Origin of the sequence: Prolixibacter sp. SD074, assembly GCF_009617895.1 — a bacterium.
Classification (GTDB): Bacteria; Bacteroidota; Bacteroidia; order Bacteroidales; family Prolixibacteraceae; genus Prolixibacter.
The window spans coordinates 1,507,439-1,527,118 of the sequence record NZ_BLAW01000001.1 but is presented as its reverse complement, the minus strand read 5'-3'; the positions used below and the strand labels follow the sequence as shown (position 1 = coordinate 1,527,118).

The window sequence follows — 19,680 nt, the reverse complement described above, 5'->3', positions numbered from 1 at the left end:
GTGTATTGGTTTAGTTATGACGAGACTAAGTTGGCAGGAACTTACCGGAAATGCGGTGAGAACCTCAGAGTTCTCCCCGAAGTCCAAGTGCATCGGCTTCTTTCTGCATTCCGGCAATGGTTTCTGCCATCAGTTCCTCCAGCGGCATGCCCAGCATTTCTGCACCCTGCATAATGACTTCACGGTTGGCGCCAGCGGCAAACGATTTGGTTTTCCATTTCTTCTTCACCGATTTGACTGTCAAATCGAGGATGCTGCGCGACGGCCGAACATACACTGCTGCTGTAATCAGTCCGGTTAGTTCATCAGTTGCATACAGCACTTTTTCCATCGGTAGTTCCGGTTTATCATCGGTGCACATTCCCCACGCATGGCTCATAATGGCACGGATGTATTCTTCCGGCCATTCCTGCTCTTCCAGAATTTGGCGGGTCATGGTACAATGCTGTTCGGGATACTTTTCGTAATCCAAATCGTGCACTAATCCGATAATGCCCCATTTTTCGGGGTCTTCACCCATCTTTTCAGCAAAGTGTTTCATCACGGCTTCTACAGCCATTCCGTGTCGGACCAGGCTGTCCGAGTCGTTGTACTTTTTCAGAAGCCCGAGTGCTTCATCCCGTGTAGGAATTTTCGACATCTGTTTTTGTTTTAGATGAGCCTTAAATTTAACAAGAGATTATCGATTGCCCAAGGACTGGGAAAATCATTTTCAGGATGAATGAGATTAATGATTTTTACTGGAAAAAAGGGTGGGAGAATATCAGGTTTTTCGCCGTGAAGAGCCTGTTTAGAAACAGACGAAAATCCTTTACCGGATTAGTGAATCAGCTAATTTAGCATCTCATGACGCACATCGATTTACAGGCTATACTGAACGAGATTGCCCGTGAAGTGGAACCGTTTTATGGCAAGGGCAAAGTAGCCGGCTATATTCCGGCTTTAGCCAAAATCCCGGCCCGGCAATTTGGCATGTCGGTTTCGTTATTGAACGGCCAGGAATATGCGGTCGGTGATGCCGATGTGCCCTTTTCCATTCAGAGTATTTCCAAGGTTTTTACGCTGGTGATGGCTTTTCGCGAAAAAGGCGATGAGGTTTGGAAAAGGGTGGGGCGCGAACCTTCCGGGACACCGTTTAACTCACTTACGCAGTTGGAAACGAACGGCGGTTATCCGCGTAATCCGTTCATTAATGCCGGTGCGCACGTGGTGTCGGATATGTTGATGGATTTCCTTCCCAATCCGCGCCAATCCCTGCTTGAATTCGTGCGCATGCTAACGCTGAATGACGCGGTCGATTATGATGGGGAAGTAGCGGAGTCGGAGCGGATTCATGGTGACCGGAACCGGGCTTTGGCCTATTACATGAAGAGCTTTGGGAATATTCACCACGAAGTGGACCAGCTGCTCGACGTTTATTTTCACCAATGTGCGTTGTCGATGAGTTGCCGTGACCTTTCGCGCAGCTTGCTGTTTTTGGCCAATCATGGTATTGTTCCTCACTCCGGAGAACAAATACTGAACGAAAGCCGTTCCAAACGACTGACGGCCTTAATGTTAACTTGCGGTTTGTACGATGAGGCCGGTGAGTTTGCTTTTCGCGTTGGCCTTCCTGGTAAGAGCGGTGTGGGTGGCGGTATTGTCGGCATCATTCCCGGCTTGCTGGGTGTTGCCGTTTGGAGCCCCGAACTGGATGTGTCGGGCAATTCGGTGCTGGCCATGGAGGCACTGGAACGGTTTACGACCAAACTGGGCATCTCCGTTTTTTAAGTAAGTAAGTTCGAAGCTTATTTGCCCAAAGCGGAAACTCAACCGCACAAGTTCGAAGCTTATTTGATCGAGGCTGAAGCTCTACCGGCTAAGTTTGCTAAAGTACCCCGAATAGTTGGCGACTGGCTTTAGTATTTTCATGGTAAAAATTCCTTACTTTCGTTATAAAATATCATTTCCATGGGCATTCAACGTAAAGATTTTCTGGTGCGCCAGTTTGAAGAACTTGGCCGGGTGATTGCTGCTTTGCTGGGATTTCGCGAAAAAGGCGAAAGCGAAAGAGCACTGCATTACGCGACTGATTCGTTGAAAGGTATGCTGGATAACGATCCGGATTATTATCTCTCTTTTTCGGATGATGATTTTCGAAAGAATCTTCAGGAGCTATGGAAGCCCGGTATTGCCGGAATGGAAATCCTGTCGGAGATGTTATATCAGCTTGGCTGGATTTATGACGATTTGGGGAAACCGGAAGTAGCTTCCAATTGTTTTCGAAAAGTGAAGATTACCTGGGAGGTTCTGGAAAGCGATCAGGGAACGTTCAACATGGAACGTAACATGAAGCTGGAAGTGCTTGATGGGTATATATCAAATAATGAGTAAAATATACCTTCTGCTCATCCCAGTTGTAACTTAATGAAAACTATTATTATGCCACTAAATATCTTAAAGAGTTATCGCGAAAGAAAAATAAAGGAGGCCTGGAAGTTGTTTCATGATGGCAAGCGTGAAGAGGCTTTCCGGAAAATCCGGTTGCCGCTGAAATCAACGAACAGAGAGGTGCAACTAGAGGCTTTGCAGATTGCCGGAATGGCGATGTACAAACAGAAAAAGTTTGACCAGGCTATTAATTACTTCCAAAAAGCCTGTAAACTGGGTAATGCCCGTCACGACTGGTTTAATTTGGCGATGGCATATGCCAAATCAAAGCATGTTCTGGAAGCGGAGGCTGCTTTTAATATGATTAACGGGGCATCTACCAAGCACAATTACCAATACGCCATTTCGCAACCGCAGATGTTGTATCAGTATTTCCGCGTATTGCGTGATTCGGCGTTCATGCGCGAAGCTTTCGGTCGAATCAACGAACTGAAGGCGATGTATTGTGCATTGTATAAATCAGAAGAGGATTATCTGGCTTCCAGGGGAATGCCGGGACTTTCGTTGATGATGAGGGAAGCTCTTCCTGTGCTTCAGTCGTTGGCAGTAGAAAGGGACATGGTTTCGTGGCTGGAGGATTTTGGGAAAAGAATAAAAGCGCCGGGTAGTCAGGTTTTGAAAGAGTATGTGACATTACTGGATGTCTGAATATGTTGACATACCCGTTTTTACCGGTATAGGTCACACCCCGAATACTAATATTTAATATTGTTCCAAATAAAAATTATTTTATCTTCGGTCAGGATAAATAAATTGGGCGGCCTAACCTTTTTTGCCATTTGGGTAAAAGGATTAGGTACAAATCCATTTCGGACCTAACCGGGTATATGGGGCTGTACACACCTGCAGCCCCGCTACTTAATCATTCTAAGTTATTCACGATCAGAAAAGGCCTTTGAAGAAAAGGAAGAACATGGTGCCCGAAATGAGAATTTTTATGAAAGTGGCTACCAGGAATCCGATGAACGAACCGAGGCCGGCACGAAACATTTCTTTGGAACGTTTGCCGGCATACATTTCTCCGATAATGGCCCCGGCAAACGGCCCGATGATGAATCCAGCCGGCGGGAAAAACAATCCTGCTAAAAGCCCAATGATGCTTCCCCAAACGCCATATTTACTGCCACCGAACCGCTTTGTTCGGCTCACTTCAATATTAGGGTGGGCAACAAAAAATTCTACTTTTATGTCATGGAAATAGAAAGCTTACTACGTTACTTATTGCCCCAGGAAATATTTGAATACTTTGATTTGATTGATTTCAAGGAAGTAGAAGGTGGACAATTAGAGCTACATTTAAATGAAAAGTCAATTAAGCCCTTGGAGCACGCTGATAAAGAGCTGGTTTCAAATGGATTCGACGAGCCTGTCCGTATCCAAGATTTTCCGTTAAGGGACAAGACAGTCTATTTTGTCGTCAGGCGACGAAAATGGAAGGACAAGCACACAGGAAAGATCTATAGTTCCCGATGGGATTTAATAGCCAAAGGCACCAGCTACACCAAAGAGTTTGCTGCTTTTTTAAAAGGGTTACTTGGACAAATACCCGATAAGTTCGAATAGCTTAGAGAAACATTATTATATCAACGGAGATTATTTTGGGCAACAATACAAGGATCATTTGAGCGATTTTCATGAATGGGAACAGAAGTCCCATTCAAAGGATTGGATCCTTTTTCCAGGGAATATAGGGACACGATTGAGTATCGATGAAACAGCACTTACCAATGGAGAACTTTACACCGTGGTGACCAATAAGGCAGGGAAAGGGAAAAAGGGCTCTTTAGTGGCCATGATAGAAGGGACAGAGGCAGGGAAAGTTATTGAAGTTTTAGATAAGATATCAGAAGAAGAAAGAAATGCAGTTGAAGAGGTAACACTGGATATGGCCAGTTCCATGCGAAAAATAGTAAAAAGTTGTTTTCCAAAAGCCAGCCGGGTTATTGACCGCTTTCATGTCCAGAAACTGGCCTATGATGCATTGCAGGAGATACGTATCAAACACCGTTGGGATGCCATTAATGAAGAAACCAATGCAATTGAAAATGCAAAAGCTGATGGCGTAAAATATATCCCTGAAGTTTTAAGCAATGGAGACACTAAAAAACAACTTCTGGCCCGTAGCCGGTATTTATTGTTTAAATCAGGGGATAAATGGACTGACAAGCAAAAGAAAAGAGCTGCTGTATTGTTTGAGCTTTATCCCGACATTAAAGAAGCATATTCCCTGACACATTCATTAAGAATGATATTTTTGAAAAACACGGACAAGAAAGTAGCTTATACTAAAATGGCCAGGTGGTTCAACGATGTTACTGAATCCGGTTTTAAATCTTTCAATACCATATCTGCTACATTCTATGCGCATTATCCTGAAATATTAAACTTCTTTGACAACCGAAGCACTAATGCTTCTGCTGAATCATTTAATGCCAAACTTAAAGCTTTCCGTGCAACTCAAAGAGGAGTTGTCGATATTGAATTTTTCCTTTTCAGAGTGGCTAAGATTTATGCGTAATCTAAAAAATCCACCCCAATTATGAATTGATCCCTTTGTTCCCCAAATGGGAATTAGATAGTCGAGAACCGTGACGATCAGGGCTATAACTCCCCAGACAACGAAGAATTTTGTTGAAAAAGTTACTCTGTCAGAAAAGCTGAGGACGACCAGGCCGAGGTACGAAAGTGTTGGTCCGGGGAGAGCAGGTAAAATGCAACCTATTAGGCCAACTAACATTAAGATGGCACTGATGGTGATGAGTACATAATCCATTGATAAAGTGTATTAATTCAGCGAATTGTAGTATTGTACGAGCTTAATCAAATCCGCTTTGTCTTTCGCTGACAGCTTATTGGATTTGTAATACCTGGCTACTTCATCATGATGTTTTGGAAATGCTTCCAGCAGGTTCTTTTTCTTGGTAATATGTTGAGCAGGTAAAGCGCCTACCTGGATGTAGAAATCTTCCAGTGGCCAGTCAAACCGCGCTGGCTTGGGATCTACGTAGGGTTTCTCTTTTTCTTTTTCGAAGAATTTGATGGTGTGTTGCGACAGGAGTCGAACATTCCCATCGGCCAAAATTTCAAAGTAACCTTCTTTGGTTTTGCTATCAGTGAATTGGTAGGTTGTGTAGGTAAATACGCGATTGCCGAACTCGGCTCTTTTTACGATATCCCTGGGTGAAAATGTCATTGCTTTTCCGTCCTTCTCAAACTGCAGTTCATCCTGGTATTGGTCGTATCGCAACGGGACATCGACGTATTTATCGTTCTTGGTAGTAAAGACAGTTCCCTTTACAAATTGGTCCTCCAGGTAGGGTGAACCCTGGATATCTTTCAGCGACAGGTTTTGAATGCCAAAATGCTCACCTTGTATCATTTTGGAGAATCGTACATCGTCGATGGTTTTGAGCATGGCGTTCTGCGATTTTCCAATGATTGGTAATACAAGGAGAAGAAGGATAATGATCTGTTGTTTCTGTTTCATGGATTCCAGGTTATTTGATTTCGTCCGTCTGAAAATATAAAAAATCATAGGATTATGCGTCGTTCTTTAGAAGTTTTCCCAGGCTTGGTTTTTCACTTTCGTTGAAGTTTTAGACAAAGGAAAATTTCTGCAAATTGACTGCAAATTTCATGCTGATTTGTAAACTTTTTCACACCCGTTACGTTACAGGAAATGAGTACAGTAGTTTTTTCTATGGTTTGTTAAGTTAGGTTAGTTGGTTTAATTTTTGATTGATTTCTTTTGCGTTGGTGTTTTAAGGGTTACAACCCCGGTTCGATTGAACCGGGGTTTTTAAATTTGTATTCGTATGAGTTCACATCATCACCACGAGCATGCTTCGGTTGATAATATGACCGGAAAGAAACTTTTTTTGACGACTATTTTGAATTTTCTCATATCCGCTGCTCAGATTGTGGGAGGAATCCTGTCGAACAGTTTAGCGCTGATTTCCGACGCGTTACATAATCTGAGTGACGGCATTGCGGTATTGCTTGCATGGATTGCTTACCGCTTGGGAAAAAAGCCGGGCACGCCACGTCAAACTTTCGGCTTTCGCCGAAGTGAGATTCTGGCAGCGTTCATCAATTCTGTTGCGCTGATTGCCATTTCGGTTTACCTGATAGTGGAAGCTGCAAAGCGTTTTACCGATACTACTCCGGTTGACGGCAGCGTCATGTTTTGGATGGGAATTATTGGATTGGTGGCCAATACCTTTTCAGTGATTCTTCTCCAAAAGGATAAAGGAAGTAACATCAATGTTCGGGCAGCTTATCTTCATTTGTTAGGCGATGCGCTTACATCACTGGCTGTTATTATTGGTGCCATTGTGATTGAAATGTGGCAGATTTACTGGATTGACCCGCTGGTGACTGTCATTATCAGTGTTTACATTCTGTATCACACAATTGGATTGTTGAAAGAATCAACTTCGGTGCTGATGCAGTTTACCCCGTCGGAGGTTGATTTGGTGGAGGCCAAGAAAAAACTGGAAACCTTGCCGGAAATCAATAACGTCCATCACCTTCATTCATGGGCGCTGTCGGAAGGGAGTCTCTATTTTGAGGCTCATGTTAACCTGCAAAATGATTTGCCGACCAGTAAAACCCTCGATGTGCGTCACAATATTGAAGAATTACTGCATCGCGACTACGGCATCGAGCATGTAACACTTCAGTTTGAATACAAGAGCCATCACCATCCGGGTATTCTGGTAGATGGTAATGGCTGCTGTTGATCTGTTTTTAATCACCTGGTTTAGTTTACCTGGACAATAAATTCTTTCGGCTTGGTAAGCAGGCCAAATGGCTCCGGTTGCATGCCGTAACGCGAGGTTACTTCAAGGAATTTCTCCCGGTAGGCAGGATCGACTGCAACCAAAAGTCCACCGCTGGTTTGTGGATCGCAAAGTACCACCTTTTGTTCTTCTGTCAGGGGAGAAATTTTGTGCCCATAGCTGTCAAAATTCCGGAATGTACCACCCGGGAACGTTTTGTGCTTGATGTAGAAATCAAGATTATTCAGCTTCGGTACTTTAGTCGAATCGATAGTTGCGCTGAGGTTGCTGCCTTCGCATATTTCGGATAAATGTCCCAGTAGTCCGAATCCGGTTACGTCGGTAATGGCTGTTACTCCTTCCAGTTCTCCCAGTTCCTGGCCAATTTTATTCAGGGTAATCATCGAGTTGCGGGCGACGTCCAAATCTTCTTTTTTGAGGATGCCTTGTTTTTGCGCTGTGGTTAAAATACCAACTCCCAGCGGTTTGGTAAGATAGAGTTCGCAACCGGCAACTGCAGAGCTGTTCTTTTTGATGTGCTTTTTCGAGGCTATTCCGGTAACCGCCAGGCCAAAAATCGGCTCCGGGCCATCGATGCTGTGACCGCCGGCAATGGCAATACCTGCCTGTGCACATGCTCTTTTCGCCCCTTCAAGGACTTTACCTGCAATTTCGGCCGGAAGCTTGTCTACCGGCCAGACCAGGATTGCAATGGCCATCAGTGGTTTTCCGCCCATTGCATAAATATCACTGATGGCGTTAACCGATGCAATGCCTCCGAAATCATACGGATCATCAACGATGGGAGTGAAGAAATCGGTTGTGGAGATGAGCGCTTTTTCATCATCAATGGCATACACCGCGGCATCATCAAGTGTGCCGTTACCGACCAAAAGGTTGGGGTCGTCAATCTCGGTTTTTGTTTCGGCCAGGATGTTACGTAAAACCCTTGGGGATATTTTGCAACCGCATCCCGCTCCGTGTGAATATTGAGTGAGCCTTAGCGGCTTAATGGCTGGTTGATTATCTGATTTTTTTTCCATTTTCCGTTTATAACTTTAATTCGTTCGCTTTTTCCACTAGTTTTCCGGCATCTTCCTGACTATTAATCCCGCTCAAATTGATGCTGGCATCACTTTTCTTGTATTTATCACGGCTGTAGCGATACGTTTTATCGTAATAACTGAGCAGCATGGCGGCGACCTGTTCCAGTTTGTCCGTTTGATATAACTCGAGAATCATGTTGGTTTGTTCTTCACCGAGCCTTTTGTGTAAAGACGAAATAGCCTTTTCCATCTGAGGCCTTTCAAGCATTCCGTAATCTTTGACAACTCGCTTCACCCGCTCTTCAACCGGTACTTCAATTTCAATAATTCGGGCTTGATTCATGTTTTTCCAAAAGGAATCGGGTAGAGAGACACGGCCTATGCTTTTGCTTTCACCTTCTACCCAAATACGTTTTTCGCGGTCCAGTTTTCGTAAAGCTGCCAGTAGATTGTTCTGAAATTGTTGTGTGGTGGGTTGTTCTCCTTGTCCCACACCGCCAAAAACGGAACCGCGATGGTTGGCCAAACCTTCCAGGTCCAGAATTTGTTCGTCTCGTTGGTCCAATTCCTGCAGCACCTCTGTTTTTCCACTGCCGGTAAATCCTTCCAGGACAATGAGGTGGGGAATGGTCCCAAGTTCTTCCATCAGCAGGTTTCGGTAAGCCTTGTAACCTCCTTTCAGCGTGAAGCATTGTATACCTACCCGCTCGAATAACCAGGCCATACTTTCTGAGCGCATCCCTCCACGCCAGCAATGAACAAGCAACTCTCCACTGGAAGCTAAAGCCTGTGCTTCTTTCACAAATCCTGACATTTTGGGCCCCACGATATCCAGTCCTAGCTCGATAGCCTGGAGCCTTCCCTGTTGCTTGTACACCGTTCCTACGTTGGCACGTTCTTCGTTTGAAAAAAGTGGAATATTGAACGCTCCGGATATGTGCCCCTCGGCGTATTCTGCCGGAGAGCGAACGTCAACTACCGGTGTATTTTCTGCTTTACTAAGAAATTCGTTGGGATACAGTACTTGCATCGAGTGAAATTTGACACAAAATTATGCTTTTAGGAGCGGAAAACAATGATGTGATGATTTGGAATTAATGATGTGAAAGTTTTAGTTTGATCCCGGGTTTCCCCTTTTTTCTTTCCGGGGCAAACGGTATGAACTTCGTACAAAAATGCCGTTACCAAATACAGTATCTGTATCGAGTGACGGCTTATTTTGTTGAACTTGTTTTGTCTGCTTTAATTGCCAGAAACCAAAGTAATTGCCGGGAAACAGCCAGTGAACCAGCATTAGTGCATCGTTCTGACTAAAGTTTACAGCTGATTACTGATCGAGCAGTTTTACCCTGACAGCAACCGGGCCTTTGGGACCAGGTTCGACCTCAAAGGTAACTTTACTACCTTCATTAATCTCATCCAACGTGTTGTTTACATGTACAAACACACTATCCTGAGTTTCGGTATCCCTGATAAAACCATACCCTTTGGAATCGTTGTAATAAGTAACTTTTCCTTTTCTTATTGGATCTGGTTGCTCCATATCTTCTTTCTTCGGAATGCTGATCTCAATATCTTCTGCCTTTGTTTTTGTTTTCTTACCCGGATCAGGAGGAGTATCCGTAATCATTCCGTTTTCGTCAACGTAAGCAATCATATCGTCGAGGCTACCTTTTTTTTCATTATCCTTTTTGGCCTGCCTCCGCATTACCTTTTCTTTTCTCTTTTTTACTTTCTTGTTTCTTACTTCTTTTTTGTTGAAAGTTTCTTGTGATCTACCCATAAATAATTTTAATTGATAATAAATCTGACTGTTTGTATTTACTCCATTTTAGTACCGAATATTTCGGTCTTTTGTATCCCGAATGTCAGAAGTGGACAGTTTACTGAAAGGCCCTTCCTGTCGTTCGGAAATATTTTCGTGTATGTTGATTACAGTAAATCGGTCCGGTTAAATTGGTTGATTACCAGTGTAAAACAACTGATCCGCATGTGTCGGTGCCGAAAACGGATTTAAAAAAAAGTGCAGTGTTTAACTAATACAAATGTGGAATTAGTATATGCACGCTTAATATCAAATCAGAACCAGTGCAAATATAGCGTTTATTTTCAGTGATTTCGAAATAAATTATTTTTTCCTGATTCTGATGTTTTGTGTATATCAGGTCAGGCAGGTGCCTGCAGATTGGTTTATTTCAACGAAGGCTGAAATTATTCCTGATAGTTTTTATCACTCAGTCAGGCAATTACAAGTAGTCCTGCTTATCGTTCCTGCGACTGAAAATAGTTCTCGATTTTTGCCGGTAGCTCAAAACGGTTGACTGGTTTCACCATGAAATCGTCACATCCTGCTTCCATGCATTTATCCTTGTCTTCAGACATGGCATAAGCAGTAAAAGCAATCACCGGTAAACCGGGATTTGTTTGATGTTGGTAATGTCCCGTCCACTCGATTGTATCTCACTAATTCCTCCGTTGTTATTAAGTATCGGAACATTAATCCATTGAACCCACGTTTCCGGTTTCCCGTTCATGGCGGGAATACTTATTTCGAAAGTGCCGACTTTTCCGGTTTCATTCTAATTTTAAATTCCCTACCTTCTTGCCTTGAAAAATTGCGTACTTTACGCCGCTTTTGAATTGTTAAACCTGAATAAAACAGATATTTTTGATGGGTAAAGTGTTGATCATTGGTGCCGGTGGCGTGGGAACCGTTGTTGCTCACAAAATGGCCGGACTTCCTAAAGTATTTTCGGGAATCATGCTGGCAAGCCGCACCAAATCAAAGTGCGATGCAATTGCTGAAAAAATAGGTGGGGACCGCATCCAAACGGCTCAGGTAGATGCTGACAGTGTGCCGCAGCTGGTCGGGTTAATTCGTTCGTTTCAACCGGACTTAGTGGTGAATGTGGCCTTACCTTATCAGGATTTGACCATCATGGATGCCTGCCTCGAAACGGGTGTTTCCTATTTGGATACAGCCAATTATGAACCGAAAGAAGAAGCCAAATTCGAATATAAATGGCAATGGGCTTACCATGATCGTTTCAAAGAAGCTGGTTTGACGGCTATTTTGGGGTGTGGTTTCGATCCGGGAGCGACTAGTATCTTTACATCATACGCGGCAAAACATGTGTTCGACGAGATTCAGTATCTCGATATTGTCGATTGTAATGCAGGTGATCACGGTAAAGCTTTCGCTACCAATTTCAATCCCGAAATTAATATTCGCGAGGTGACACAGAAAGGAAAGTACTGGGAGAATGACGACTGGGTTTTGACCGGGCCACATGAAATTCACAAACCGTTGAATTATCCGAACATTGGTCCGAAAGAGTCTTATCTGATTTACCATGAGGAGTTGGAATCGCTGGTGAAAAATTTCCCGACCATTAAACGTGCCCGGTTTTGGATGACCTTCGGACAGGAATATTTAACACACTTGCGCGTGATCCAAAATATTGGTATGGCCGGAATTGAGCCGGTTATGTATGAGGGCAAAGAGATTGTGCCGATCCAGTTCCTGAAAGCAGTGTTGCCGGATCCAGGTGATTTGGGAGAAAATTACCACGGCGAAACTTCTATTGGTTGCCGCATTCGCGGATTGAAAGACGGCAAGGAGCAGACTTATTACATTTACAATAATTGCAGTCATGAAGCGGCTTACAAGGAAACCGGTATGCAGGCTGTTAGTTATACTACGGGCGTTCCGGCGATGATTGGCTCCATGATGTTCATGCGGGGAAAATGGAGAAAACCCGGGGTGAACAACGTCGAGCAGTTCGATCCGGATCCCTTTATGGAGGAATTGAAGAAACACGGCTTACCATGGCACGAATTGCATGACGTCGATTTGGAATTGTAAAACATTGATAAAATATATTTACAGGAGAGCTGTTTCATTTGTGACAGCTCTTTTTTTTAAGTACAATGGCTGAAGACAGCAGGAATTTTGAAGCATTTAGAAGGTCGTTGTTCGGATTTGCCCGTATTGAAGTTTTTTAAACTAAAATAGTAACTTGACCGTTTCAAGGTGGTGATAACAGTGGTGTTTCGCTGTATGCACCTCACGGATTGGTTCACTTGTTCGAAATCGGTCAAATTCACTTGTATGCCGGCTCTCTTCAGAATTTTTTTATTCTCTTTCATTTGTCTTTTGCCGTTTGAGACATTTGCTCAAAAGAAACCGGTGGTTAAGAAAGTGGCGTTCGAAGGAAATGCCACGCTGACTGATGAAGGCCTCGCAGGGCAGATGAATACGGAAAGCCCGACATTTCTCGATAAGTTACAATTTTGGAAATCGGCTCCGGCTTTTTCAAATTACATTCTGGATGATGATATCGAGCGGTTGAAAAGGTACTATCAGCGCAATGGATTTTTGCATCCTAAAATCGGTTACTCGCTTGATTCCAATAAAGCAGGCCGACGAATTTCTGTCCTAATCCACATCAACGAGGGAAGGCCTTATCTTATCAGTGATGTAAAAGTACAGGATGGTACAACACGACTGGATTCGACCATTATAAGTGCTGTCCGGAAAGATTTTCCAGTTAAGCAGGGAAGTCGTTTTGTTGATCAGCAAGTATACCAATCGGAGGATAAATTAACCCATGCTTTTACCGATAAGGGTTATCCGCTGGTGCAGGTAAAACGCGATATCCAGGTCGATACCACAGAACATTCCGTTGGCCTTAACTTTCAGGTGCATCCGGGACCGGAAGCCTGGTTTGGAAAGATAACCTGTCACGGCGATTCCCTGGTACCCCAAAAATTTATTCGGAACAAGGTTCAGTTTTCTTCAGGTGATCGCTTCTCCCAAAAGCAATTACAAAAAACACAGCAGAAGCTTTTCAATACCGAATTATTCAGTTATGTCGTTGTTCGTGCACTGATTGATAGTATCAAGGGAGACAGTGTCCCGGTCGCCGTTTACCTGAAGGAAAATCCGGGTTGGTTGTTAAAAGCCGGTGTGGGATATGGTACAGAAGACCGTGTTCGGGTATCGGCTGAACTTACCCGGTTACATTTTCTGGGAGGTGCCCGGCGCTTGATTTTTAATGGAAAACACTCTCATTTTCTCCCCTTCAGTTTTGATACTAAGTTTATTCAGCCTGATATTTTTCGCGATAACCTCGATTTTATCCTGAACCCGTTTTATATCCGGGAAAATGAAACCGGTTTTGAGGTCGATCGACTGGGAACCGGCGTCACCTTTCAGCAAACATTTTCTTCCGGTACTGCCGGCTATTTGATGTATTCGCTGGAAAAAGACTGGCTGACCAATAAGACACTGGTAACTGCTGATTCAACGGTCAATCCTCAGGATTCGATTCACAATAAATCGGGAATCACTTTTGGTGTCACCCGGAATACGACCAACGATGTTTTTGATCCGACGAAAGGTTGGAAATTGAATACGTACATTACCTATATGGGAATTGGATTTCAATCGAAATATCACTACATCAAAGTCGAGTCAGATGTGCGGCACTATATTCCGTTTAACGTGAATTGGGTGTTTGCCGCCCGGTTGCGTGCCGGTGTTATTCGTCCCATAGGGGGAGATAAGGAGAGTCCGTTGGAAGACCGGTTTCTCTTGGGAGGAGCCAATTCCTTGCGCGGTTGGGGACGTAACCAGGTTTCTCCGGTAAACGGGAACGGCGTGCCGATTGGCGGTAACAGTGTCCTGGAAGGAAGTGCGGAATTCCGGTTTCCGGTTTATGGAATATTCGGAGGTGCCGCTTTCATGGATTTTGGTAACGTGTGGCCTAAAGCCTTACAGTACAATCTGGCCAGTCTTAAATGTGATGTCGGACTGGGTGTTCGGGTGAAAACGCCTATCGGTCCCATTCGATTGGATTTAGCGACACCTGTGTTTGAGAATAAGTTTCGAACGCAGTTTTTCATCTCTATCGGACAAGCATTTTAGGATGGTAAGGAGAATCGTGAAAATAGTAAGCTGGCTGGTTGGCGGAATCATCATTCTGGTTCTCGCTGTGCTGCTGGTGATCCGTACCGGAATGCTGAATCAATGGCTGGCTTCTGTCGTTTCGTCCAAGGGAAGTGAAATGCTGCATGCCAATGTGAAACTTGATTCCATCCGGGGAAACCTGTTAGGAGATTTTTATCTGAAGAATTTCTCGCTTTCGCGGAATGATACGACATTGTTGGCTTTTCAAAAGCTGGAAGTAAAATATTCTCTGGCATCGATCCTCCGAAAGAACGTGAACGTTGACTATGTCGGGCTGGGACAACTTCGTGTTTTTGCTGTCCAGGAAAAAGATTCGACCTGGAATCTGGAACACATTCTTCCGGCGGATACCACAAAAATGCAGCCGGGTTCGACATTGAAAAGCGGAAGTAATTGGAAGGTGAACATATCCGACTTTCGTCTGAAAGATTTTCAGGGAGCAGTCCTCCCGATTGATACGGCCACAATTATTCCGCGAAAATTGGCGCTCGGCTTAGCATTATCTTTCCGGTTCGAACCGGACGATTTGGCACTCAACTTAAAGCAGTTTCACCTGCAAACGCAAAAACCGGATGCCGTTATCGACAACCTGACGGGAAAACTGGAGGTGGCGAAACGGCGGTTGAAGTGGAGCGGCCTGCAATTCCAAACTGCTCGTTCGCGAATGACCAGTAACGGAATGCTGCCACTCGATTCACTCAATTTAACTGATTTGCAGCTGGCTTTTTCCCCACTCGATTTAGCGGATTTGCAACCTTTCCTGAAACAGCCGCTTTATGGTACGCCCAATATCCAGCTTTCGCTGAAAGGCGGGATGCGGCAAACCCAGGTGCAACTGAATGTCCAGGAGGCAAAGCAACGGCTTTCTCTTGATGGTTGGTCCAGTAATTTGCGCACGAACCCACAGTACAATTTGCACCTTAATATCGACAGTCTGAATGCAGCAACCTGGACGGGAGATAGCACGTTGACCTCATTGATTTCCGGACGTTTTGCCGTTGATGGTGACGGTTTTAACCTGAAAAATAATCGGCTGAAACTGGACGGGCAATTGAACGATGCTCACTATTCCGGTTATACGGTGAAGAATCTTTCAGTGAACCTGGACAAAAAAGCTGGCAGTATGCATGCCCGGATTGATGCGGATACCTGGTTGGGAAGCATGGAAGTTGTAGCGCAATTGGATAAGATATTTACCCAACCGGAATATCTGCTCAGAGCGAAACTGAGGCATCTGGATCCCGGTGATTTCTTACCCACTGATACGCTGAAGTCAGATTTGAACCTGGATGTAAAAGTGAGTGGTTCCGGCAAGGATTTGAATAGCTTGCAGGCACAGACTGAAATTAAATCGACAGCTTCTGTATTGTTTGGTCAACCGGTTTCCGATTTCCATACCCGGATGCGTTATGATGCAGGCGATTATCAATTGGATAGTCTGCTCTTCGAGGTTCCGGCCTTTCATCTTTTCGCGAGGGGGAAGGGGAACATTCACTCGGGCAACGACTTTTCAGTAACTGTTCAGGCCCGGGACATTAACAGTCTGGCTATGCCGATGGGATTACCGCCGTCGGAAATGACGGGGACTATTGCCGGAAGAGTAACCGGCCCGGTTGACTCACTTCGTTTTGCCGGAAACATCAATCTTCAATACCTGCGTTATGATTCCATCAGCGTGGGCTCGTTGGCCGGAAATATACAGGCCATAGTGCAGGATAGTGTTTATCGTGGAGATGCTGTTTTGCAGGCAAGTTCACTGGATATCAATGGGACGAAAATGAAATCCCTTGGCCTGAAGGCGCAGTTTCAAAATGGACGTTTGGAGAATCAGGTTGATTTGATAATGAATGATTCGTTGAAAGCAAATGTCGAAGCAAATGTCCTTTTCAGGAATGTTCTCCGGGTTGATCTGAAACGGCTCCATTTGAATTTGATCGGCTCGGAGTGGAACGGAGGAAGCGATTCAACTTCGATTATTCCGTCCAGTGGTTCCATCGTTGTGAGGAACCTGGTATTGGCTTCGCAGGAGCAAAAAATAGCAGTATATGGACGGTTTGCTTTTCATGGTAGTGAAGATTTAAACCTGTCTGTTGAAAATATTGATTTATCACAGATTCCACGGTTTAAAGGGATGCCCCAAAACTTAAAGGGAATTGTTTCTTCGGGCATCCGGTTGACAGGTGAGGCATCCAAGCCTGAAATACAAGCCTTTCTGGATGTACAAAAGCCAACGCTCGATATCATTAGCCTGAAGCAGATTGCGGCCCGAATAAATTACGTGGATGAAAGACTAACTTTGCAGGTAGTTGCGTTGGGTGAAAAAGACTCACTCTTAACTGCCAAACTAGATCTCCCGTTACACCTTTCGTTCGCCGATAGCATTTATCTGCTCCGGAACACGGCCCCGGTTAGCGGGTACTTACGGGTCGATAGTCTGGAAATTGCCCGGTTGAACCAGTTCATCGCACCGCAGAAAATGAAAATGAGTGGCTTGTTTTCGTCCGATGTGCAGCTTTCTAATACCATCGACGATGTGAAAATTGGTGGCCATATCCGTCTCGATAACGGACAATTTGATGATAAAGAGTACGGATTGAATTACCGGAATATCATGTTACGAAGCGGCCTTCAGGGCAACCGGTTCTCAATTGATACATTGGGCATGAAGGCAGGAAAAGGATACCTGGGAATGAATGGGTATGTGCAGTTGAAACCGCAGTTGGAAGCTGTTCCTGAGTTTATTCATTTGAATGTCAACGCGAAAGATTTTTCCGTGGCTAATTCTGATTTACTGGATGCTGTGATTAATACGAATTTGCTTTTAGAGGGAACCCCGGAAAAGCCTGTATTTTCCGGAAATCTGACAGTCAACCAGGCACATTTAAACGCGGATGCTTTGCGTGCCCGGATGGCAGTGAAATCGGACGATCCCAACCCGCCCTTGCTGGTGCAGGCCGTTCAGCAGGCATCAGCGTTTGATACAACGGGTAACCACCCTTCAGCGATGAAGTATAAGGTTCCCTCGTTCCAGTCTGTCGACTTTTACCGCAACCTGAGCGGAAACTTTACCGTTCGCATTCCCGGGAATTTTTGGATTGCGGGAAAAGACATGAATTTTGAGATGAAAGGGGATTTGCGTGCGGTGAAGGAAGGAAAGCTGGTGGATCTATTCGGTACGCTGAATGTGCAGCGCGGATTTTATAAGATGTATGGCAAACGCTTCGATTTTGAGTCGGGTAGTTTGACCTTTACCGGAAGTGATGAAATGATGAACCCAGTGGTTGATTTTACCATTGCTTATTCGTTCCGTGATGTTGAAAAGCAATTGAAGAAAATTACTTTGCATATTACCGGCCGGGCACTTGCACCTACATTTGAATTTCGTTTCGATGGACAGGTGATTACTGAGCAGGATGCACTGGCTTATATTTTATTTGGTCGTTCGTCCAGTCAACTTACCTCTGCACAAAGCTCGAGTGTGAATAGTGCATCGGGAGTTGCTAAGAACTTGGCGCTCGGACAGGTTTCTGCACTGCTGAAGGACGCGGTGCAGTCCACATTGAACCTCGATATGTTGGAGATTTCAGGAGACGAGAACTGGTCGTTGAGCAGTGTAGCGGTAGGAAAATATATTACCAAGAATCTCTTTCTCAGTTATCAGCAGACTTTTGCCCTTGATAAAAAGACCAAAATTATTCAGCCACAAAAGATTACGTTGGAATATCAGATTTTCCGCTGGCTTTACCTGCAGGCGACCAATCAGTCAACGAACTCCGGATTTGATCTGATAATTAAAAAATCATGGAAATGACCGGCAAGATGTTTTTGTGCGATTATCAATCATTCCAGCTTCTTACGATTAGTCAGTTCCATCTGATAATTTATGTGTAAACATCCATCGATTTACAGCTGTACACAAGGCTATTAATCTTTTGATGGGAAAAGATGAAGCGTTATTTACTTCCCTGATTAACATGGTTTGTTTTTATCGGTTCCATTCCTATTCTATCCTACCGGGAAAAGCGTAACTTTGCAGCCGGTTTTTGATGAATAATCACGGCAATTATGGCTATCGATCTGAGTAAGGTTCCTTCGCCCTGTTACGTACTCGACGAAGGTTTGTTGCGGAAAAATCTCGAACTCATCCGGGGCGTGAAGGACGCCGCAGGAGTGGATATCATCCTCGCGTTTAAAGGCTTTGCCATGTGGAGTGCTTTCCCCATTGTTCGTGAATACATTAGCGGTGCGACAGCCAGTGGCGCCTATGAGGCCCGTTTGGCAGTGGAGGAGATGAAGGCCTTGGCGCATACCTATTCGCCGGCTTATGCCGGGGATGATTTCGGTGAAGTCCTCGAATGTTCGTCGCACATCACCTTCAACTCCCTTTCGCAACTGGAGCGGTTCCTGCCGGCCGTGAGAAACTATTCGCGCAGGATATCGGTCGGACTTCGGGTCAATCCCGAATTCTCGGAAGTAGGCACCGATTTGTACAATCCCTGTTCGCCGGGAACGCGTTTAGGCATCTTATCATCGCAACTGGGCGATGAACTGCCCGAAGGCGTGGAAGGTTTGCATTTCCATACTTTGTGCGAGTCGGACCCGGTCGATTTGGAGAAAACACTGGCGGCGTTTGAAGAGCGTTTCGCCCGTTTCCTGCCGAAAGTAAAATGGGTGAACATGGGCGGCGGCCATCTTATGACCTGCAACGGGTATGATACGCAGCACCTGATCAATCTCCTGAAAGCTTTTCGTGAGAAGTGGGATGTGGAGGTGATTCTGGAACCGGGCAGTGCGTTTGCCTGGGAAACCGGCGTGCTGAAATCGACTGTGGTGGATGTAGTCGAAAACAAAGGCATCCGTACGGCCGTGCTCAACGTATCGTTTACGGCCCATATGCCCGACTGCCTCGAAATGCCTTACAAGCCCCGTATCCAGGGCGCTCATTTCGACCCGGTGGATGGCAAACCGACTTACCGTATGGGTGGAAATTCCTGCCTGGCCGGTGACTTTGTGGGCGATTGGTCGTTCGACGAAGAGCTGAAGCCCGGCGATTCGATTGTTTTCGAAGATATGGTTCACTACACGATGGTGAAAACCACCATGTTCAACGGGGTTGCCCATCCCTCCATCGGCATATGGAACGACGAAACCGGTTTCCGTCTGGTGCGGGGGTTCAGTTACTCGGATTATAAGCAGCGGTTGTCATAAAAAGGTGTAAAATAGTCTTAATTGTTGGCACTAGTAATTTTTATAGTTCATATCCTATTGTCAAATTTAGAGTTTGGCCATCTCCCGTTTTTAGTTTTCAAAATTTAATAAAAGGCTTAACTGTCCGTCATTAGGAGATGGCTCTGTTTGAGGAAGGAAAGCCCTTGGTGTCATATTGGCCAGCAATGCTTTTATTATCGTGCTGATTTTGTAATAAATAAAATTGAATAGTTCGTACATCTGT

General features: G+C 44.8%; 19 protein-coding genes. 10 read left to right on the top strand and 9 right to left on the bottom strand.

The window, feature by feature from the left end; genetic code table 11:
* Nucleotides 1-64 precede the first annotated feature (64 nt).
* Nucleotides 65-640, bottom strand: coding sequence for an HDIG domain-containing metalloprotein (locus GJU82_RS06745; RefSeq protein ID WP_153631446.1), 576 nt, complete (start codon nt 638-640; stop codon nt 65-67).
* Between the two features lie 206 nt (nt 641-846).
* Between GJU82_RS06745 and GJU82_RS06740 the strand changes: the two genes are divergently transcribed.
* From GJU82_RS06740 to GJU82_RS06730, 3 genes are all read left to right on the top strand, one after another.
* Nucleotides 847-1,770 carry a glutaminase gene (locus tag GJU82_RS06740; RefSeq protein ID WP_228488601.1) on the top strand — a complete coding sequence of 308 codons (924 nt, stop codon included), beginning with the start codon at nt 847-849 and terminating at the stop codon, nt 1,768-1,770.
* A 180-nt stretch (nt 1,771-1,950) separates the two neighbouring features.
* A complete protein-coding gene (locus tag GJU82_RS06735) occupies nt 1,951-2,373 on the top strand; it encodes a hypothetical protein (protein WP_153631445.1) in 423 nt (140 codons plus the stop codon).
* A 48-nt stretch (nt 2,374-2,421) separates the two neighbouring features.
* On the top strand, nt 2,422-3,078 hold the full coding sequence (locus GJU82_RS06730) for a M48 family metallopeptidase (protein WP_194830988.1): 657 nt from the start codon (nt 2,422-2,424) through the stop codon (nt 3,076-3,078).
* A 234-nt stretch (nt 3,079-3,312) separates the two neighbouring features.
* On the opposite strand, the gene GJU82_RS06725 is transcribed toward GJU82_RS06730, so the two are convergent.
* Nucleotides 3,313-3,579 (bottom strand): DUF456 domain-containing protein, encoded by a 267-nt coding sequence (locus GJU82_RS06725; protein WP_228488600.1) that lies wholly within the window; start codon nt 3,577-3,579, stop codon nt 3,313-3,315.
* 42 nt (nt 3,580-3,621) lie between these two features.
* Between GJU82_RS06725 and GJU82_RS06720 the strand changes: the two genes are divergently transcribed.
* The gene (locus GJU82_RS06720) at nt 3,622-3,993 is read left to right on the top strand and encodes a transposase (RefSeq protein WP_153631442.1); all 372 of its coding nucleotides are present in this window, start codon (nt 3,622-3,624) and stop codon (nt 3,991-3,993) included.
* 136 nt (nt 3,994-4,129) lie between these two features.
* Nucleotides 4,130-4,948, top strand: coding sequence for a transposase (locus GJU82_RS06715; RefSeq protein WP_228488599.1), 819 nt, complete (start codon nt 4,130-4,132; stop codon nt 4,946-4,948).
* On the opposite strand, the gene GJU82_RS17915 is transcribed toward GJU82_RS06715, so the two are convergent.
* Both GJU82_RS17915 and GJU82_RS06705 read right to left on the bottom strand, forming a co-directional pair.
* Nucleotides 4,853-5,167, bottom strand: a complete 315-nt coding sequence (locus GJU82_RS17915; protein ID WP_373921455.1) for a DUF456 family protein — start codon at nt 5,165-5,167, stop codon at nt 4,853-4,855. The genes GJU82_RS06715 and GJU82_RS17915 overlap by 96 nt on opposite strands.
* Nucleotides 5,168-5,215: 48 nt before the next feature.
* Nucleotides 5,216-5,917, bottom strand: coding sequence for a hypothetical protein (locus GJU82_RS06705; RefSeq protein ID WP_153631439.1), 702 nt, complete (start codon nt 5,915-5,917; stop codon nt 5,216-5,218).
* A 328-nt stretch (nt 5,918-6,245) separates the two neighbouring features.
* Between GJU82_RS06705 and GJU82_RS06700 the strand changes: the two genes are divergently transcribed.
* Nucleotides 6,246-7,172, top strand: coding sequence for a cation diffusion facilitator family transporter (locus tag GJU82_RS06700; protein ID WP_228488598.1), 927 nt, complete (start codon nt 6,246-6,248; stop codon nt 7,170-7,172).
* 20 nt (nt 7,173-7,192) lie between these two features.
* Here GJU82_RS06700 and selD read toward each other — a convergent pair whose 3' ends face one another.
* The 4 genes from selD to GJU82_RS17410 form a co-directional block, all read right to left on the bottom strand.
* The gene (gene selD / locus GJU82_RS06695) at nt 7,193-8,254 is read right to left on the bottom strand and encodes a selenide, water dikinase SelD (protein ID WP_153631438.1); all 1,062 of its coding nucleotides are present in this window, start codon (nt 8,252-8,254) and stop codon (nt 7,193-7,195) included.
* A gap of 7 nt (nt 8,255-8,261) precedes the next feature.
* Nucleotides 8,262-9,287 (bottom strand): tRNA 2-selenouridine(34) synthase MnmH, encoded by a 1,026-nt coding sequence (mnmH, locus tag GJU82_RS06690; RefSeq protein WP_153631437.1) that lies wholly within the window; start codon nt 9,285-9,287, stop codon nt 8,262-8,264.
* Nucleotides 9,288-9,584: 297 nt separating this feature from the next.
* Complete coding sequence (locus GJU82_RS06685; RefSeq protein WP_153631436.1) at nt 9,585-10,040, bottom strand: cold-shock protein; 456 nt, start codon at nt 10,038-10,040, stop codon at nt 9,585-9,587.
* A gap of 479 nt (nt 10,041-10,519) precedes the next feature.
* A complete protein-coding gene (locus GJU82_RS17410) occupies nt 10,520-10,711 on the bottom strand; it encodes a response regulator (RefSeq protein ID WP_228488771.1) in 192 nt (63 codons plus the stop codon).
* Nucleotides 10,712-10,928: 217 nt separating this feature from the next.
* Between GJU82_RS17410 and GJU82_RS06675 the strand changes: the two genes are divergently transcribed.
* The 4 genes from GJU82_RS06675 (at nt 10,929) to nspC (ending at nt 19,436) form a co-directional block, all read left to right on the top strand.
* Entirely contained in the window at nt 10,929-12,122 is a 1,194-nt protein-coding gene (locus GJU82_RS06675; protein WP_153631435.1) for a saccharopine dehydrogenase family protein, read from the top strand.
* 324 nt (nt 12,123-12,446) lie between these two features.
* The gene (gene bamA / locus GJU82_RS06670) at nt 12,447-14,186 is read left to right on the top strand and encodes an outer membrane protein assembly factor BamA (RefSeq protein WP_194830987.1); all 1,740 of its coding nucleotides are present in this window, start codon (nt 12,447-12,449) and stop codon (nt 14,184-14,186) included.
* Between the two features lies 1 nt (nt 14,187).
* Complete coding sequence (locus tag GJU82_RS06665) at nt 14,188-18,039, top strand: translocation/assembly module TamB domain-containing protein (RefSeq protein ID WP_153631433.1); 3,852 nt, start codon at nt 14,188-14,190, stop codon at nt 18,037-18,039.
* A gap of 254 nt (nt 18,040-18,293) precedes the next feature.
* Nucleotides 18,294-19,436 (top strand): carboxynorspermidine decarboxylase, encoded by a 1,143-nt coding sequence (gene nspC, locus GJU82_RS06660; protein WP_153631432.1) that lies wholly within the window; start codon nt 18,294-18,296, stop codon nt 19,434-19,436.
* Nucleotides 19,437-19,526: 90 nt separating this feature from the next.
* Here nspC and GJU82_RS06655 read toward each other — a convergent pair whose 3' ends face one another.
* Entirely contained in the window at nt 19,527-19,676 is a 150-nt protein-coding gene (locus tag GJU82_RS06655; protein ID WP_153631431.1) for a hypothetical protein, read from the bottom strand.
* Nucleotides 19,677-19,680 lie beyond the last annotated feature (4 nt).

Excerpts from the sequence above, each read along its gene's own strand:
- GJU82_RS06745 (WP_153631446.1), bottom strand. The coding sequence starts at position 640 with ATGTCGAAAATTCCTACACGGGATGAAGCACTCGGGCTTCTGAAAAAG.
- GJU82_RS06740 (WP_228488601.1), top strand. The coding sequence starts at position 847 with ATGACGCACATCGATTTACAGGCTATACTGAACGAGATTGCCCGTGAA.
- GJU82_RS06735 (WP_153631445.1), top strand. The coding sequence starts at position 1,951 with ATGGGCATTCAACGTAAAGATTTTCTGGTGCGCCAGTTTGAAGAACTT.
- GJU82_RS06730 (WP_194830988.1), top strand. The coding sequence starts at position 2,422 with ATGCCACTAAATATCTTAAAGAGTTATCGCGAAAGAAAAATAAAGGAG.
- GJU82_RS06720 (WP_153631442.1), top strand. The coding sequence starts at position 3,622 with ATGGAAATAGAAAGCTTACTACGTTACTTATTGCCCCAGGAAATATTT.
- GJU82_RS17915 (WP_373921455.1), bottom strand. The coding sequence starts at position 5,167 with ATGTTAGTTGGCCTAATAGGTTGCATTTTACCTGCTCTCCCCGGACCA.
- GJU82_RS06705 (WP_153631439.1), bottom strand. The coding sequence starts at position 5,917 with ATGAAACAGAAACAACAGATCATTATCCTTCTTCTCCTTGTATTACCA.
- GJU82_RS06700 (WP_228488598.1), top strand. The coding sequence starts at position 6,246 with ATGAGTTCACATCATCACCACGAGCATGCTTCGGTTGATAATATGACC.
- selD (WP_153631438.1), bottom strand. The coding sequence starts at position 8,254 with ATGGAAAAAAAATCAGATAATCAACCAGCCATTAAGCCGCTAAGGCTC.
- mnmH (WP_153631437.1), bottom strand. The coding sequence starts at position 9,287 with ATGCAAGTACTGTATCCCAACGAATTTCTTAGTAAAGCAGAAAATACA.
- GJU82_RS06685 (WP_153631436.1), bottom strand. The coding sequence starts at position 10,040 with ATGGGTAGATCACAAGAAACTTTCAACAAAAAAGAAGTAAGAAACAAG.
- GJU82_RS06675 (WP_153631435.1), top strand. The coding sequence starts at position 10,929 with ATGGGTAAAGTGTTGATCATTGGTGCCGGTGGCGTGGGAACCGTTGTT.
- GJU82_RS06665 (WP_153631433.1), top strand. The coding sequence starts at position 14,188 with ATGGTAAGGAGAATCGTGAAAATAGTAAGCTGGCTGGTTGGCGGAATC.
- nspC (WP_153631432.1), top strand. The coding sequence starts at position 18,294 with ATGGCTATCGATCTGAGTAAGGTTCCTTCGCCCTGTTACGTACTCGAC.
- GJU82_RS06655 (WP_153631431.1), bottom strand. The coding sequence starts at position 19,676 with ATGTACGAACTATTCAATTTTATTTATTACAAAATCAGCACGATAATA.